The organism is Chitinophaga sp. CF418, assembly GCF_900142925.1.
GTDB lineage: Bacteria > Bacteroidota > Bacteroidia > Chitinophagales > Chitinophagaceae > Chitinophaga.
In genome coordinates this window covers 44,191-60,803 of the sequence record NZ_FRCN01000010.1, presented here as the reverse complement: position 1 = coordinate 60,803, position 16,613 = coordinate 44,191, and the positions used below count along the sequence as shown (strand labels likewise).

Annotated in this window: 9 protein-coding genes; 7 read left to right on the top strand and 2 right to left on the bottom strand. The window is 46.4% G+C overall.

Translation table 11 applies throughout. The annotated features are described in order from the left end of the window. The first annotated feature begins 254 nt into the window (after positions 1-254). The 7 genes from F3I09_RS21355 (at position 255) to F3I09_RS21325 (ending at position 14,589) form a co-directional block, all read left to right on the top strand. Positions 255-3,773 carry a SusC/RagA family TonB-linked outer membrane protein gene (locus F3I09_RS21355; RefSeq protein ID WP_188133905.1) on the top strand — a complete coding sequence of 1,173 codons (3,519 nt, stop codon included), beginning with the start codon at positions 255-257 and terminating at the stop codon, positions 3,771-3,773. Between the two features lie 30 nt (positions 3,774-3,803). Next, entirely contained in the window at positions 3,804-5,234 is a 1,431-nt protein-coding gene (locus F3I09_RS21350; RefSeq protein WP_149697083.1) for a RagB/SusD family nutrient uptake outer membrane protein, read from the top strand. A 24-nt stretch (positions 5,235-5,258) separates the two neighbouring features. Beyond that, on the top strand, positions 5,259-6,437 hold the full coding sequence (locus tag F3I09_RS21345; protein WP_149697082.1) for a DUF4369 domain-containing protein: 1,179 nt from the start codon (positions 5,259-5,261) through the stop codon (positions 6,435-6,437). Between the two features lie 62 nt (positions 6,438-6,499). Further along, a complete protein-coding gene (locus F3I09_RS21340) occupies positions 6,500-8,599 on the top strand; it encodes a S8 family serine peptidase (protein ID WP_149697081.1) in 2,100 nt (699 codons plus the stop codon). Positions 8,600-8,655: 56 nt separating this feature from the next. Further along, complete coding sequence (locus tag F3I09_RS21335) at positions 8,656-10,977, top strand: histidine kinase dimerization/phosphoacceptor domain -containing protein (RefSeq protein WP_149697080.1); 2,322 nt, start codon at positions 8,656-8,658, stop codon at positions 10,975-10,977. After that, on the top strand, positions 10,941-12,683 hold the full coding sequence (locus tag F3I09_RS21330; protein WP_149697079.1) for a sensor histidine kinase: 1,743 nt from the start codon (positions 10,941-10,943) through the stop codon (positions 12,681-12,683). Before F3I09_RS21335 ends, F3I09_RS21330 begins: the two co-directional genes overlap by 37 nt. Then, on the top strand, positions 12,676-14,589 hold the full coding sequence (locus F3I09_RS21325; RefSeq protein WP_149697078.1) for a sigma 54-interacting response regulator: 1,914 nt from the start codon (positions 12,676-12,678) through the stop codon (positions 14,587-14,589). Before F3I09_RS21330 ends, F3I09_RS21325 begins: the two co-directional genes overlap by 8 nt. Positions 14,590-14,625: 36 nt before the next feature. Here F3I09_RS21325 and F3I09_RS21320 read toward each other — a convergent pair whose 3' ends face one another. Then, positions 14,626-15,498: a helix-turn-helix domain-containing protein gene (locus F3I09_RS21320; protein ID WP_149697077.1), complete on the bottom strand. Its 873-nt coding sequence runs from the start codon at positions 15,496-15,498 to the stop codon at positions 14,626-14,628. Between the two features lie 45 nt (positions 15,499-15,543). Next, positions 15,544-16,386 carry a helix-turn-helix domain-containing protein gene (locus F3I09_RS21315; protein ID WP_149697076.1) on the bottom strand — a complete coding sequence of 281 codons (843 nt, stop codon included), beginning with the start codon at positions 16,384-16,386 and terminating at the stop codon, positions 15,544-15,546. Between the last annotated feature and the right edge of the window lie 227 nt (positions 16,387-16,613).

Genomic DNA, 16,613 nt, shown 5'->3' with positions numbered 1-16,613 from the left:
GGGGGACAAAAAAAACCGCTACGGGTACGAGCCGTAACGGTGAAGTTCAGTATGTCCAAATGGTCAATCAACCAATTTCTTAACAACCAAACCATTTGCAATTTATGCAAAAAAGTGCAAACCGGTTCCGGATGCGCATTCTTATGCCTGTTATAAACAGGGCAAGAGCCGGAACATTTAACCAAATGTTGTTAGTAATGAAACTAACTTTTTTTCTTTTGACAGTCTTTTTTCTACAGCTACATGCCAGCGTCATGTCGCAAACTGTTTCTTTTTCCGGCAGGAACATGTCCATAAAGGAGGCATTTGCTGCTATTAAAAAACAAACGGGTTATGCTGTGTTTGCACAGGCAAACCTCATTACCAGTGCCAGACCTGTCACTGTCGATGCGCACGATATGCCGCTGACCGCTTTCATAGACCTGTTGCTCAAAGATCAGCAGATCACTTACCGCATCGTTAATAAAAGCATCATCTTATCCGGTACTACAGCTACCGGTATTCCTGCTGAATCAGAACCCGATAAGCAAGAGCAGGCAATGTTCCTGCTTAATGGTCAGATAATAGATGCCAGGGGATTGCCCCTCGATGGCGCAACTATACGCGTACCGGACACGCAGCGGTCAACCCGGAGCGGTGCCCATGGTACTTTCACTTTGCCGGTGATGGTTGGAGAAATACTCCGCGTCAGTTTTGTAGGGTATGAAATCCGCGATATCAAAATTACGGCAATCATGAAAACCTCCGCCAATTTTGAACTTAAGATAGGAATGAAGCTGGCCAATACGACCCTGACGGGAGCTACTATCGTGTCAAATGGTTACCAGCAGTTAAATAAGGAACGCGCGGCAGGTTCATTTGCCAAACCGGATATGCAGGTATTCACTAAACGTACAGGTACCCTGGATGTCATGAACAGGCTCGAAGGACTGGTTGCCGGCCTCAGTGTTACGCCCGGTCCAAATGGTCTTATGTCTTCAGGTAATTTCGGCGCAAGAGGGACTACCCAGATGGCTACTATAAGAGGAAAGGGAAGCGTCGGCCTGTCTACCAACCCACTATATGTATTGAACGGATTGCCGGTAGAAGATGTCAGTGCACTCAACCCTGATGATATTGCGGATATTACCGTACTGAAAGATGCAGTAGCTGCATCTATATGGGGAGCACGGGCTGCTAACGGGGTGATCGTAATCAATACAAAGACAGGAACCCGGAATGCTCCGGTCACCGTTAGGTACAGCGGCTTCATAAATGTAACTGGTAAGCCCGATTTCTCCTATGGCAAATGGCTCTCATCCCGGGACTATATCCAGCAGGCACGTGAACTCTTTGATCCGGTGCAGTTTCCCTACCAGACACTCAGTTATGGGGTCATAGCCCCACACGAACAGATCATGTACGACCAGTACAGAGGCGTCATATCTGCAGACGAAGCCAACCGCAAACTGGACAGTCTGTCCGGCATTAACAATATTGGACAGATAAAAGATCTATGGTACCGGAATGCTGCGACCAGTAACCATACGGTCTCTATATCTGCCGGTACTCCTAACTATTCCTTTTATGGCTCATTGTCTTACGCTAACATATTGACAAATCGCCCGGATGATAAAAACCGGACCTACCGCGTTACACTCAATCAGGATTTCAATATCAACAGGAATCTGAAGGTCAGCATGAAAGGCGCGTTCGCAGAAAATGTCAGCAGATCATACAATAACGCAGCTGTTCGGGATCAATTCCTGCCATACCAGCTCTTCAAAGATGCGCAAGGCAATGTACTGAACCTGAACTATCTCCAGGGCTGGTCGGATGTTATCCGGACCGATTATCAGACAAGAAGCCGTATCAATCTTGACTATAATCCTCTTGCAGAACGCCTGGCTGGTTATGATGACAGGACCACCCGCACATTTAACCTCACTGGTGACGTAAGCCTGAAGATATGGAAAGGCATCTCCTTCCTGGGAACATACGGTTACCAGGTAGCTCCGGGTATGAGCAAAGGCTATCAGGACTTTAATGTATACAATGTGCGTAGGCAGGCACTGAATTTCACCGTGGCGCCAACTGCCAGCTCCACGCCCATATACTATCTTCCTGTTACAGGTGGTACCTATGTGTTGCAGAATAACGATCTGCGGGCCTGGACATCCCGTAACCAGCTCGTTTATACAGGTACGCTGAGACATGGTGCAGACAGGATCAACATCCAGCTAGGACAGGAGGCAAGGGAAGAATTGGCTTCTACCAATACTACTAAGATCTTTGGCTATAACCCTGAATTGCTCTCCGGTGAGCTGGTGGATTATCAGACGCTTTTCAGAGGTTTATTTAATACTGTGGCCTCCGGCAGAAGTGTGTTGAGTGAGATTCCTTATTTCGAAGTGGAACAGCGTAGCAGGTTCAGTTCCCTGTTTATGCTGCTGAATTATACGTTTAACGATAAATATAGCGTTGATGGAAGCTTACGCCGGGACCAGAGCAATGCGATCGGTTCCGACAAATCTACCCAGAACCGCCCTACCTGGAGCATTGGTTTCAGATGGGACATTGGCAAAGAGCCGTTCATGAAAAACCTCACCTGGATAGATAAGGCAGGGATCAGGGCTACCTACGGTATCACCGGAAATGCCCCTCCGGCAGGTGGTGCGTCTTTCTATGATATTCTCGTCCGTGAAAGTGGAAATCTGTCTAGTGCAGGAGCGGGGGTATCGATCAATTCCCCGGCCAACCGGAAATTGAGTTGGGAAAGTACCAAAAATACGAACATCGGCATTGATCTGACAGTACTGAAATCCAGGCTTACTGCCACCATGGACGTCTACTGGAGAAGCACCACCGATCTTACCGGCCTGATATCCCTGAATCCTTTTTCAGGCTTCAGAACTACCACCGGCAATATTGGTAATCTCCGCAACAGGGGTATTGAACTAAGTGTACAATCTGTCAACGTCAGGGCGGGCAGATGGGAATGGAGCACCTCCCTGACCTTTAGCTATAACAAAAATAAACTCGTCTCCTACACTACTGCATTGTCTTACCTCTCCAATACAGCTGACGCCAAGGCTGCTGCAGCTGACTATTTTGTAGGATACAGCATGAACCCATTGTTCGCATACCGGTATGCCGGGCTTGATAATGCCGGTGATCCGCAGATCTACCTGAAAAATGGCGCTGTATCAAAGTCGCCAACTGCTGCAACAGTTGATGACATTGTTTATAAAGGCACACAGATCCCCGTTTTTAACGGTGGAATGACAAATAATATCCGGTATCAAAATTACGCTCTTTCTATCAACATGATTTATAATATGGGACATGTAATGAGGAAAGACATCAATACTGTATATAATTCCAGGATAACAGCTAACCAGGGATCTTTCCTTGGGAACCTTAATGCCTATTTCCCGGACCGCTGGAAACAACCGGGTGATGAACGCATCACTGATATACCCAGGTATATAGCCGGTGAATCTCCATTATTGAGCAACAGAAAACTGGAATATTACACCCTGGCAGACCGGAACATCGTGAGTGCCTCTTATATCAAGATACGGGACATCACTTTTTCATATGATCTGCAAAATAAGCTGTTACAGAAAGCCGGAATAAGTGCAGTGAATCTTTATGTGCAGGCGACCAACTTTATGGTGTGGAAAGCAAATGACTTCGATATCGATCCGGAGTATCATGTGTTGTACAATGGCACCAGAGAGTTGCCGCCATTTAAACATGGCTACAGCTTCGGCGCCAATATTACGTTTTGATCAGCAGTTCATATTAAAATGAAGAATTTTATGAAAAGAGCAATATACCTGATGTTGTTGGCAGGATTGTTTTCCTGCAAGAAGAGCTTTCTGGAAATCGTTCCCAAAGGTAGTCTGCTGGCCACCACTACGGCGGATTATGACCTTATGATGAACAGTAAAAAGTTTTATTATCTGGAGAATGTATTACCTACAATTCTACTGGGTGACGACGTATCCGGAGAACAACAGATCATGCAGAATCTGCCGGCAAGGTTTACGCTCGCCTTCCGCTGGGAAGCTACCTGGTACCAGCAAAATGATGTAGCCTGGGAGTTTAGCGTATACACATCAGGCATTTATACGTGTAATAAGGTCATTAATGATGTAATGGGTTCAACTGAGGGAACTGACAGCCTGAAAAGTATGCTCCGCGCAGAAGCGATGGCCAACCGCGCCTGGTACAATTTCCAGCTCGTCAATTTTTATGCAAAGCCCTATCAGGCGTCATCAGCTGCTACTGATCCCGGTTTTCCGGTCATTACTAAGGCCGATATTACCCAGGACTATCAAAGAGGGACTGTACAGCAATCCTACGATTTCATTATCAGCGACCTGCAGGCGGCCATACCCTCACTGCCACGTATGCACCGCGTAAAGACGAGAATGTCTCGCCCCGCAGCCAAGGCCCTGCTGGGTAAAGTGTATGTCTTTATGGGCAGGTTTGATGAAGCGCTCACTCAATTTAACAGCGCATTCGAAGACCTGGCAGGGAGTGATGTGCGGCTATACGACTACAACGTGGCCTTCGCTCCTGGTGGCGCATTTCTGCCTATCGGCTTCTTTGGTCCGAACTATCCAGGTATCAACAATAACGATTTCACGGAGTCATTATTAGCCAGAAGCCATGCCGGCGGATCTTCAACAGGACAAGGATTTGGGAGCGAGGGCCTGTCTCTCGATACGGCGACAGCAGCATTGTTCACCGCTTCAGATCTGCGACTGAAACTCTTTTCCGGATCTTACTTTAACGGTACTCCCTTGCCGGATGGCCGGAAATGGAAATATGCCCAGCAATATGTCAGAGTAGGAATGCAGTTGCAGGATCTCTACCTGTTGCGGGCCGAGGCAAAAGCACGTTTAAACGACTTGTCCGGGGCCATCGAAGATGTTGAATACCTGCGTAAGAACAGAATGCCGGCAGCTGATGCTGTCGTACCACCAGCAGTAGCCGCTGATCAGTCAGCCCTTATCAGGTTTATCATTGATGAAAGACGAAGAGAGTTTGCAATTGAAGGATATCGGTGGTTTGATATGAGACGCCTGTCGGTAGATCCAATGTTCGCCGGCAAAACATATAGGCATATTATGTACAGTCCCACTGCCGCCAGTACTGTTTACACCCTCGCGCCGGAAAGGCTGGTTTTAAAATTTCCTCCCAGCGTGCTGTCACTCAATCCAGGTATGCCAGATAATCCTTAATTAATCAATTTCAAAGCTATTATAATGAATATCAGATTAAAAAAAGCAATTGCAACGGTAAGCGTTGTGGGTATCTCTTTGTCTCTTAGCGCTCAGCAATTTTCCATCACAGGAAAACTGGCCACAAGTGTTAATGGTATAGCAGTCCTTGCTCACGATGTGCAGGATCATCTGACAAAATATGATACTGCAGTAGTGAAAAATGGTATGTTTTCTTTCAATGGCCCGATTGCAGAACCAACATATGCGCGTATCATGCTAAATCCTGCTGCTCAGGGGATGGCAGGGGCTATACCGGCAGCAGTAGATCAGGTGGAGTTTTTTATCGAACCCTCACAGATCACTATAACCGGTGACACTAATCTTGAGGCAACTAATGTGAAAGGCGGCTCATCTAATGAGGACTTTCAGTCTATCATGAAAGAGCTGAAAATACTGGGAGACAGAGGCAATGCGCTCAGTCAAATGGAATTGGAATACAGGTCAGCAGGTAATGATGCGGGTATTGCCGAAGTGAGGGCTGAAGTGAATAGTCTCAGGGAAAAAAGGAAAGCCATACAACAGACATTTATTCAGCAACATCCTGAAAGTTTTGTGGCTTTCACGTTGTGGCGTAGAAAGACTGTGGGGCTCATTGAATTGCCAGCGATGGAAAATGAATTTAATCGTTTCTCTGCTGCCATCCGCAACTCTCCAAGCGGTAAACAAATTGCCGCCAGGATTGCGATTGCTCAAAAGCTGGCGGTAGGAAAACCAGCCATCGATCTTTCACTGCCCGACACAAAAGAACAACAGGTAACGCTGTCTTCCTTCAAAGGTAAAAATGTCGTATTGTGTTTCTGGTACCGCGACTTCGCACAGTTTCCTGCATTTGCCTATCAGATGCTTCAGATCAGTAAACAGCTGAAAAATGATAATGTCGCGCTCTTGTCCGTTTATTATAATACTGCAGGTACAAAAGAAGACTGGAACAATGTCATCGAGGAAAATAATCTGCAGAACTGGACAAACCTCATCGACTTCAACGGTCTGTCCATGCGTTCCGGAGCAGCCAGTGCCACTGCGAAGGCATATGATCTGAACTTTGGCTATCTCCCACAGGTTTTAGTCCTCGACAAAGAGGGTATCATCCTGTCCCGTGACATCAACATGGCAGAAAATCCCGTAGCACAGATCAAATCATTACTTGGAATCAAAAACTAACCATACCTCTCCCCGGGGCCTGTTATACACTGGCAGGCTCCGGTAAACGTAAAAACTTTGCCATGAAATGTTGGTTGATTGTATTAATCGTAGTGCTTTCCACATCCGGTCTCCGCGCCCAACAGCCGGGATGGTTGCATCTCGACCCTGTTAAAGACTCCGTGTTTGGTATCAGTACCGCAAAGGCATATATGTTCCTGCAGGGACGTAAGAGTACTCCTGTGGTTATAGCCGTGATTGACAGTGGTGTGGATACAGCACATGCTGATATCAGGCATGTACTCTGGACTAATCTGAAAGAAAAGGACAGGAATAAAAAAGATGATGATAAAAACGGATACAAAGACGATATCCATGGATGGGGCTTCATAGGCTCCGTCCGCGGAAATGTGCGGGAAGACAATACCGAACTTACACGACTCGTCCGGGAAGGTCAAAAAAGGTTTAATGCGAAAGCGGCTGATACTACCGGATATGCCGCCTACCAGGCTCTGTACAAAAAATACGACGCAGAACTGACTGTGGCACGCCGCGGTTATAAGTATGTGCATGATCTGCAACTGATCATAGACTCCATGTTGCTACGTATCGGGAAAAATAACCCAAGCATCAGCGATATTAATGCATATGAGCCTAATAGCCCGGTAGAAGCCAATGTAAAAGCGTTGATCCGGCAGGGAATGAAACGGCGCAACAGCGACTTTACATCCTTTAAAAATGACGAGATCGATAAGGACGTCGCTTATTTCCGTAAACAGCTTGACTATACACTCAATCTGGAATTTGATCCGCGTTCTATTGTAGGTGATAACTATGCCGATGCCGCACAACACTACTATGGTATCACAGACGTGACAGGGCCGGATGCGAAGCATGGTACTCACGTAGCTGGTATCATTGCGGCCGAACGCAACAACGGAATCGGCATAGACGGCGTAGCAGATAACGTCAGGATCATGGTTGTCCGCGCAGTTCCTGACGGCGACGAGCGTGATAAAGATATTGCAAATGCGATCCGTTATGCGGTGGATAATGGCGCGAAAGTCATCAATATGAGCTTCGGGAAGCCTTTCAGCTACAACAAGAAGATAGTGGACGATGCAGTAAAATACGCAATGGAAAAGGACGTACTGATCATTCATGCCGCCGGAAACAGTGGGCTCAACCTGGATATCAACGATAACTTCCCGAACAAACGGTATGCGGATGGTGGCGGTATAGCCAGTGCATGGTTGGAAGTTGGCGCATCAACGTCTGCAGCGGCCCGGGGGCTGGCCGCTTCATTCTCAAATTATGGGAAGCACACAGTGGATGTCTTTGCTCCCGGCCAGGGTATTTACTCACTGGTGCCAGGTAATCAATATCAATATTTGGATGGGACCAGTATGGCTGCACCTGTGGCCGCAGGTGTAGCAGGTCTTATCCGTGCTTATTTTCCAGGCCTTACCGCCGTACAGGTGAAGGATATTCTGATGCAATCAGCAACCAGACCAGCTGTAAACTGCTATATAAAAAATGAACAAAAAGAAGTGTCATTTGCTGACCTGTCCGTAAGTGGTGGCATTATTAACGCAGCTGCTGCCGTAAAACTGGCAATCGGAATGAGCAGTGCTGCTTCCGTAGCGAATGGTCTGGCTCCGGTTATTGATACGACCTATCATAAGCCCCCTGCAGCTATCCTCGAAAAAGCGGCATTCAACGATGAAGCGCCCGATTTCGAATTGACAGATACCGAAGGGAACAAAGTGAAGCGCTCCGATCTGAGAGGAAAGGTGATCGTACTCGATTTCTGGGCCACCTGGTGTTTGCCATGTATCCGCTCTTTTCCGGCTATGAAAATGACAATGGATAAATACAAGGACGATCCCGCTGTCGCTTTCTTTTATGTTCATACCGCCGAACGCTCAGATACCGCAACTGCCCAGGTAAAGACCTTTCTGAAAAAGAACGGGTACCCGTTCACTGTATTGATGGACCTGAAAGATCCCGCACTTGGCAGAGGGAAGGTGGCAAGGGACTATGGCGTTTCTGGACTTCCCATGAAGGTCATCATCGACCCTAAAGGCATGATCAGATATGAAACAACAGGCTTTTCCTCTGATAGTAATGAAGTAATCGTCAATGAAATGAGTGCGATGATAGACGATGCAAAAAGAAGATGATCTTATAACAGGCAGGTATAATGCCTGCCTGTTGCTTTATGTAAATCTGTCGGCTTATGAGTATGAAAACTGTATATGGAGTATCCCTGGTGTCCGGCGTACTCTTTTTTTTATGTTTGTATTATCCGCATCAGCACCGGTATTCCCGCGTGCTTGCAGATACCACAATTGTCGACAGCTATCTTAAAATGGCCGATAGTATCTACTATGGTAAAGACCCGGACACAGTAAAGGCCTTCCGGATTATCAGCATCAGCAGCCGGATAGATAGTCTCAGTACGCAACTTCATTTCAACAGGGGTACAGGAGGCGCTTGTATGTATTTCGGAAAGGCATACAATCTGCTTGGTAAAATAGATAGTGCCCGGCTGTATGCTAATAAAGCTATCCGGATCTTCCGTGAAAATCGCATGTTTGTCATGCTGGCCCGCGCTTGTTATCAGCTTGGTGATGCATACAGCACAAATGACGATGAACTAAACCTCCGGATTTTTTACTATGAAGAAGCCGCCAAGTATTTTGAGTTCAACGGACTTAGAGTCGAATGCGCCAGAACACTGCAACTCGTAGCCGATTTTTGTATGATGGCCGATGATCTGCTCAAATCCCGGCGCCTGCTGAAGAAGGCGATCAACCTGTATGAATCAGAGCATATTATGGAGGTACAGGGTGCCTATGATCTGCTCAACCGTGTAGAAACACAACTATGCAACTACGCAAAAGGATATGAATATGGTAAAAAGGCGGCGGAAATTGCCCTACAGGCCAGAGATTCGATATCTCCATTGACGTGCACCATTTATAACCGGCTTGGCGTTGCCTTGTACTGGCTGGAAAAATATGATAGTGCTATCCTCTGTTACAACAAATCACTACATATCGCTGAGTTAAATAATGATCCTGTATCCGTTTTTCAGATCACCTATAACCTGGCCCACACCTATAATAAGCTCTCCTATATGGACTCGCTGATGTCAGTGTTAAACAGGTTTAAAATGCATCATTATCCCCCGGATGAAATAAAAGATATTACACTGGAGAGATACCGCCTGTCCGGATTGATTAACTTAAAGCAGTTCGATACTGCTGGCCGACTGGCCAACAGTTTATATAAAAGGGTATCAAAGTTACCTCCTGACAAACTCAATACCGCCCAGTTTGCATACTCCGTGATCTACAGATATTACTTAGTAAGGGGAAAACTGGAAAAAGCAAAGGCTATACTGGCAGAGACAGAAACAGTGTTCAGACTGAACAAGAGCCAGGTGGCACTATTGACTTTATACACGATGGATGCGAACCTGCATAAGTCCATGGGTGATTACACAGGCGCAATAGCAGCTGCAGTATTGGCCAAGCATATGGCGGATTCCTCTTTCTTTGTCAACTGGAAGGAGTTGCAACGGAAACTGGAGAGACAGTTTGTTGCTGAACTGAAATTGAAGCAACAATTGAACCTGCAACGCAAGGAGCTGATAGAAATGAACATCAGACTAAAAGAAACAGCTTTGCGACAGGCCAGTGTCAATACCGACATTATGCTTTTCTCAGCATTGTTATTATGTGCTTTCACTGGGGTAACCTATCGCATCTACCAGTTAAAGAGAAGAAAACTGCTGCTACTCCAATGGCAGAAGGAGAGTGTGGACAGACAAAATATATCCCTGCAGCAGTTGGTTGATCACCAGCTGCAACTCATTGATGAAAAGGAATGGCTGATTAAGGAAGTCCATCACAGGGTAAAGAACAACCTCCAGATTGTTGTCAGCCTGCTCAACTTCCAGTCAAAATACCTGAAGGATGATGCGGCCCGCTCTGCCATCCGCAATAGCCAGAACAGGGTGAGAGCAATGTCATTCATCCATCAGCAACTCTATGGCAACGAGTCACTGCAGTTTGTCAATGTAGAAACCTATGTGGAAAGACTTGTGAGATATCTCAAAGACGCATTGGAGTCTGCCAGGCCAGTCACTTATCAGGTGGAGATCGCTGACGCACAGATGGATATAGGAGATGTGGTCGCTGTAGGACTTATCATCAATGAAGCAGTAACAAATGCCGTCAGATATGCATTTGCAGATGCTGTGGCACCGGAAATAGAGATCCTGCTCTACCTTGAACGGGACGGTGATATGGTATTGACCATAGCCGACAACGGCTCCGGTCTGCCGCCTGGCTTTAATTGGGAAAAGGCAACATCACTGGGTTTTAACCTGATACAGATGATGATGCGCCAGCTGAATGCCGTTGCCAGTATTCATTCACAGGAGGGTTTCAACCTGACCATCAGGTTCCATTATCGTCAGCCCGAAATCTTGTCAGGTAATAAATTTGAAGATATATGCCGGAAAGAAAACGACGGATCAGACGAATGCTGATCATCGTCACATTGTTGACAATCATCGGAGGTATGCTGTTGCTGAGAATTTACCGGAACAGCGAAAGAAACTACCAGGTTCCGGTTAATAGCCGCCTGCATGAAGGAAATGTATCTTCTGCCATTTCCGGCCGGACAGATGATGTCATTCACCTCCGGGAAAGCCTGGTGACCGCCGGCGACGCGTGGATGCGTTCCAATAATGCCGATAGTGCCGCTGCTATATACGCAAAAGCCCTTCACCTGAAACCGGAACACGACAGAAGAGTCATCGTCTGTCTGTATCTCCGTCTTACCGGGGCTTTTAATGCTAATGGTCTGTACGATAGCACACTGTCAGTCCTGACGCGGCTGGACTCTGCCCGCATCGGCATGACCACTGCTGATAGTGTCTGCTGCCAGATACGATTGCTCGATGCATATAGCGGGAAGCATCAATGGTCTGCGGCAGCCCGCTACTGCGATCGGCTGAATACCGTTCTTCAGAACGAAGCTTATGATTCACTGTCAGCCTCTGCTTATGAAGCAATAAGCAGGTATAATATTGCCAGACGGCATTACGGCGCTGCCAGACGTTTCATCCGCCTTGCCGAAAACATCTATATCCAAAAGAAGGTTTATTACGGTCTCAATAATGTCTATAATCTTGAATTTACGCTGGACACTGCTGAGCATAAACCGGAAAGGGCGTTCGCTACTTATAACAGGTATAGAAAATTGTCTGATTCCATTGTGCTGATGGACAAAGAAAAACATATTGCCGCTATGGAAGCCGGATTCAATGCCGACCTGACACTCCGCGATAAACTGAATGCACAGGATATAGAGGTGCTCCGCGCCGGCGAAAAGCTTCAGGAAGCCGAGCTTAAACAGAGTCAGATCAGGACTTTCGTATTGCTGGCCGGTACAATAGCACTGGGTGCCTTGTTGCTGATCTGCTTCATCGTATACAGAATGAAAAAGGGGAATGAAATACTGTTGGAAGAACAAAAGAGGAAGACCGACATTCAATACAGCTCGCTGAAAACTATGGTGGGAAGCCAGCAGCAACTGATCAGGGAGAAAGAATGGCTGGTAAAACAGGTACACCAACGGGTGGAAGCTAACCTTCAGATCATTTCCTGCCTGCTGAATTATCAGTCAAAGTTTCTTCTGGATGCAGCTGCTATAGAAGCGATCAGAGATAGTGAACACAGGGTGCGCACCATGTCCTTCATCCATCAGCGTCTCTATCTGACAGACTCTTTGCAGTATGTAGATATGGATATGTATGTAAATGAACTGATCACTTATATGAATGAAGCCATGCAACTGTCGCCGTCTGTACATTTCAATGTATCAATAGCGCCTGTCGAAATGGATATATCGCAGGCCGTTCCCATTGGTCTCATACTCAACGAAGCCATTACTAACGCCACCAAATACGCGTTCGTTGACCGCGACCATGGCCGTATATCATTACTGCTCACGCGAAAAAGCCCTACAGAATGTTACTTGCTTATCGCAGATGACGGTGCTGGTCTTCCCAAAGGGTTCAACTGGACAACCAGTAATACCCTTGGATTTATGCTGATTCATACCATGGCAGAACAATTAGGCGCTGAAATAAGCATTAAGGGCACTAATGGCGTGGAAATTTCATTGTCATTTACCTTACGGGGAGAAAAAATACCACAACAATTAACAAACAACCTGTCTTATGCGTGATAAAATTCTGATAGTAGAAGACGAATTATTGGTAGCAAGAGATCTTGAAGTAATGCTGCAGACAGCAGGTTACGATGTCGTAGGCATCGCCAGAACCGCAAAAGAGGCGCTTATCAGTGTTGACAGAACGGGCGTTAAGCTTGTACTGCTGGATATCTATCTGGAAGGTGATGTAACGGGGATAGAGCTTGCTGCTGCGCTGAATGAGCGGAATGTGGCTTTCGTTTATCTTTCTGCCAATTCCAATAAAGCTACCATTGACGCCGCGGGCCTGACGCGTCCATATGGATTCCTGGTTAAACCTTTCCGTGAAAAAGATGTCCTTGTTGCCCTCGAAATAGCGCGGGCGCGCCATCAGAATAGTACCGAAGCGCAGCTGCGAAGGGAAATACTGGCCCATGAACAGTTATTGCAGACGGCGGCAGGAAATGCCGGGACGGAACAACAGCTGCTTGCCATCACGATGGTCCTGCAGTCCTATCTTCCATTTGATTTTATAGAGATAGGCGTCTGTGGTGGCCCGCATGCCCGGGGCTTTTGGCGTGGCTTCCTCAGACTGGGTTTTAGTGAATATCAGTCACTGGGAAGAGAAGAGTTGTGTACCATGTCAGGCCTGGAACAGAAGGAAATAGACCAGTACCTGTTCCATGGAGACCGCGAAACCATTCCCTCTTTTTATGCAAACAGTGCTTTTACTGAGATGATCCGGGTATACTCCGACAGGCGGCTCTTTGCCCGCCTTTTTGCGCTGGATTCCCACATGGTGTGCCCCCTCATGACAGATAACGGTTTTATATTTTATCTGAACTTCTATAGCCGTCCGGGAAAATCATTCAACAGGGGACAGTTGCATTTCCTGGACAGGATTCGGCACTCGCTCATCACCGTGTTCCGGGAACTGCATATGGCAGGTCTGGACAATATCGCCGTGGTCCCGAAAAAAGGCGCAACATTGAATGCAGGTAACGACGTTTTCCCAGGCATTATCGGTAGAAGTAAGATGCTGTTGTCAGCACTGGATATGGTCAAACAGGTAAGTGCCGTAGACTCATCTGTGCTGATATTAGGGGAAACAGGTACAGGAAAAGAAAAGATCGCAGAGAATATACACTTGCTTTCTGCCAGGAGAAATGGGCCAATGGTAAAAGTGAACTGCGCGGCATTACCCTTTTCACTAATTGAGTCAGAGTTGTTTGGACATGAGAAAGGCGCTTTTACCGGCGCAGTTAGCCGGAGAATAGGGAAGTTTGAACAGGCACATGGCGGTACCCTGTTCCTCGATGAAATAGGAGATGTACCTCCCGATGTACAGGTAAAACTACTGCGGGCACTGCAGGAACGGGAAATTGAAAGAATAGGAGGCCGGGGCACTGTAAAGGTCAACGTACGGATAGTAGCCGCCACTAATAAGGATCTCGAGCATGAGATGGCAGAAGGTCGTTTCAGGATGGATCTCTACTATCGCCTGAATGTATTCCCCGTTTGGATGCCGCCTTTACGTGAGCGGCTGGAAGATATTCCTTTACTGGTAGATCATTTTATTCGCGTTTATAACGAACGTTATCAGAAAAAGATGGAAGGTATTGCCACATCCGCGCTGCATCATCTGATGAACTATCACTGGCCGGGAAACATCCGTGAGCTTGAAAATTGCATCGAACGTTCACTGGTCCTTGCTAACGGCCATCTCATACAGCATGTCCTGATCAGCAGCCCCAGAATAACGGAGCCAGTAACCGCAACATCCATAAAAACAATTGAAGAAGTGGAACGTGAACATATTATTATTGTCCTGGATAAATGTAACAATAAAATATACGGCGTAGGTGGAGCCGCAGAAATGCTCAATATCCCGCCTACGACCCTGGCAAGCAAAATAAAAAAGTTGGGCATTTCAAGAGGGTAATGTTGAAGTGCGCAATGTCTGATTGCGCACTTCATTTTATATGATTATCTCCGGCCTGTTCCTACGAAAGACTGAAAATGTACAGCCGTGGACCTTTTTGAAAAATTTGCTGAAATGAGTGTTTTCGTCAAATCCGAGATCAAATGCAATTTCCTTCATCGTCTTATTGGTATATAATGCCAGCCGTGCCGCCTCATTCATCAGTTGACGGGAAATATGGTAGCTGACAGGACGTCCTGAATATTTCTTGATAATATAATTCAGATGATTAGCCGAAATGGACATCAGCTCCGCATAATCACTCACCCTCTTCTTTGTTGTGTAATATTGATGCAATAATTCAAAAAAACGATTTATAACCGTTGCTCCCATCAGATGCTGATGCTGTGCCCGTGAGGCCATGTCAAGCCTGACAAGATACATAAGGATTATTTTAAGGTATTCCCGAAGTATTTCGTTCCGTAAAATAGACGTACCATTATATTCGGTTTTTATGCCCGTAAACATTCGCTTCAGCTCTGACAAAGTTTTGTTGTCCAGAGAAAGCGACATACAATTGAAAAGCCTTTCACTATATAATGGATTAACATAGTTTCTTGGCAACATGAGGAACCCTACGGTAAAAGTTGCCAGATATCCCCTGGTGCATGGCCCGGGAGAGATCATCATCAGCTGTCGGGATGAAATACAGTAAACAGCATTATCTGTCAGTTCGATAAGACCTTTACTTGTGAGTATCTGACCTCCTCCCGTTTCTGTGAATAATATATAAAGCAGCTCCCGCTTCTCTGCGACGGGAATATCAATATGGGATCTTTCGGCAGGCAGGTTCAGATCAGCAATGTGAAAAAAATCACTAGATGTTTCCAGATAAAGACTTTGTGGTTGGCTTAGTTTTTTAGTGCTCATAGCTCATTATTTCAGGTGTTGGCAAATCCCGGATTACAGGTAATTTTACATGACAGCATGCCGGTTCGTCATGTTCCTTTTTAGATCAGAAAAGTTATAACCGCATACCTTCTTGAAAAACTTGCTGAAATGCGCGATGTCATCATATCCCAGGCTGAAAGCTACTTCTTTCATAGATAGCCCCGACGAGTACAAACCGTGTTTAGCCTCCGCAATGATCCTCTGTTGTATATGTTCCCTGGCAGTCAGTCCGGTTTCATCTTTTACGACCTTGTTTAAGTAGCTGGCTGTAACATATAATATACCTGCATACTGACATACTGCTTTTTTCTCCGCATAATGTTCATTCACCAGCTGCAGGTACCGTTGCGTTAACCTGGATGGGCTGGGCCGGAAAGGCAGAAGTTTTAGATTTAGCAGATGCTGCATAAAATAGAGCAGGAAAAGTCTCAGGTACCTCTCTTGTATGTCGTCGTAAACCCTTGAGTTTTTTTCAGCGCCGTTAAGGAGAAAAAGTAAGGTGTCATTCATGGGGGCTGCTGCAGCCGGTTTTACCTGAAAGACGGGGTTGTTCTCAAAATACCTATGGAGATGACATGAAGAAATATGCGCATCGTTGCCATAGTGCTCGTTGATAAATCTGTGCCCAAGGAGAATAACATATCCGTCGCAGCCAAGGGGGGCATCAAGTGAAAGCCTGCTCCCTGCTCCAATGCAGTGCATGCGGGAAGCCCCTGTGTCATAGCGCTCGTTGCCGGCCCTGTAAATGCAGGTTCCTTCCCTTACCCATACGATTTTATAAAAGCCTTTCTGCTCCGCAAGTTTATTCATGGCAGATGGATCAGCACCATCGCTGAGGTGATAAACGGCAAATTCCTGTGTATCCATGTTATGTATATTAGAGTTTGAACGTTTAACTGATTGATGCAAAAGATCGAGGTGCTATATTCCAAAGGTTTGCCAGATTGTAAGATTCATTAAATCAAACACTTACGTAGGTGTTGCATTTGCGCAGCAACGATATATCGTTTTGGATGCCGGTACTGCCACGGGGAATCGCGCCCGCTCAGGTAAAAAAGCCTGCCGTAATGAGCTTGGCTCCCTACAGCAGGCAA

Excerpts from the sequence above, each read along its gene's own strand:
- F3I09_RS21355 (WP_188133905.1), top strand. The coding sequence starts at position 255 with ATGTCGCAAACTGTTTCTTTTTCCGGCAGGAACATGTCCATAAAGGAG.
- F3I09_RS21350 (WP_149697083.1), top strand. The coding sequence starts at position 3,804 with ATGAAAAGAGCAATATACCTGATGTTGTTGGCAGGATTGTTTTCCTGC.
- F3I09_RS21345 (WP_149697082.1), top strand. The coding sequence starts at position 5,259 with ATGAATATCAGATTAAAAAAAGCAATTGCAACGGTAAGCGTTGTGGGT.
- F3I09_RS21340 (WP_149697081.1), top strand. The coding sequence starts at position 6,500 with ATGAAATGTTGGTTGATTGTATTAATCGTAGTGCTTTCCACATCCGGT.
- F3I09_RS21335 (WP_149697080.1), top strand. The coding sequence starts at position 8,656 with ATGAGTATGAAAACTGTATATGGAGTATCCCTGGTGTCCGGCGTACTC.
- F3I09_RS21330 (WP_149697079.1), top strand. The coding sequence starts at position 10,941 with ATGCCGGAAAGAAAACGACGGATCAGACGAATGCTGATCATCGTCACA.
- F3I09_RS21325 (WP_149697078.1), top strand. The coding sequence starts at position 12,676 with ATGCGTGATAAAATTCTGATAGTAGAAGACGAATTATTGGTAGCAAGA.
- F3I09_RS21320 (WP_149697077.1), bottom strand. The coding sequence starts at position 15,498 with ATGAGCACTAAAAAACTAAGCCAACCACAAAGTCTTTATCTGGAAACA.
- F3I09_RS21315 (WP_149697076.1), bottom strand. The coding sequence starts at position 16,386 with ATGGATACACAGGAATTTGCCGTTTATCACCTCAGCGATGGTGCTGAT.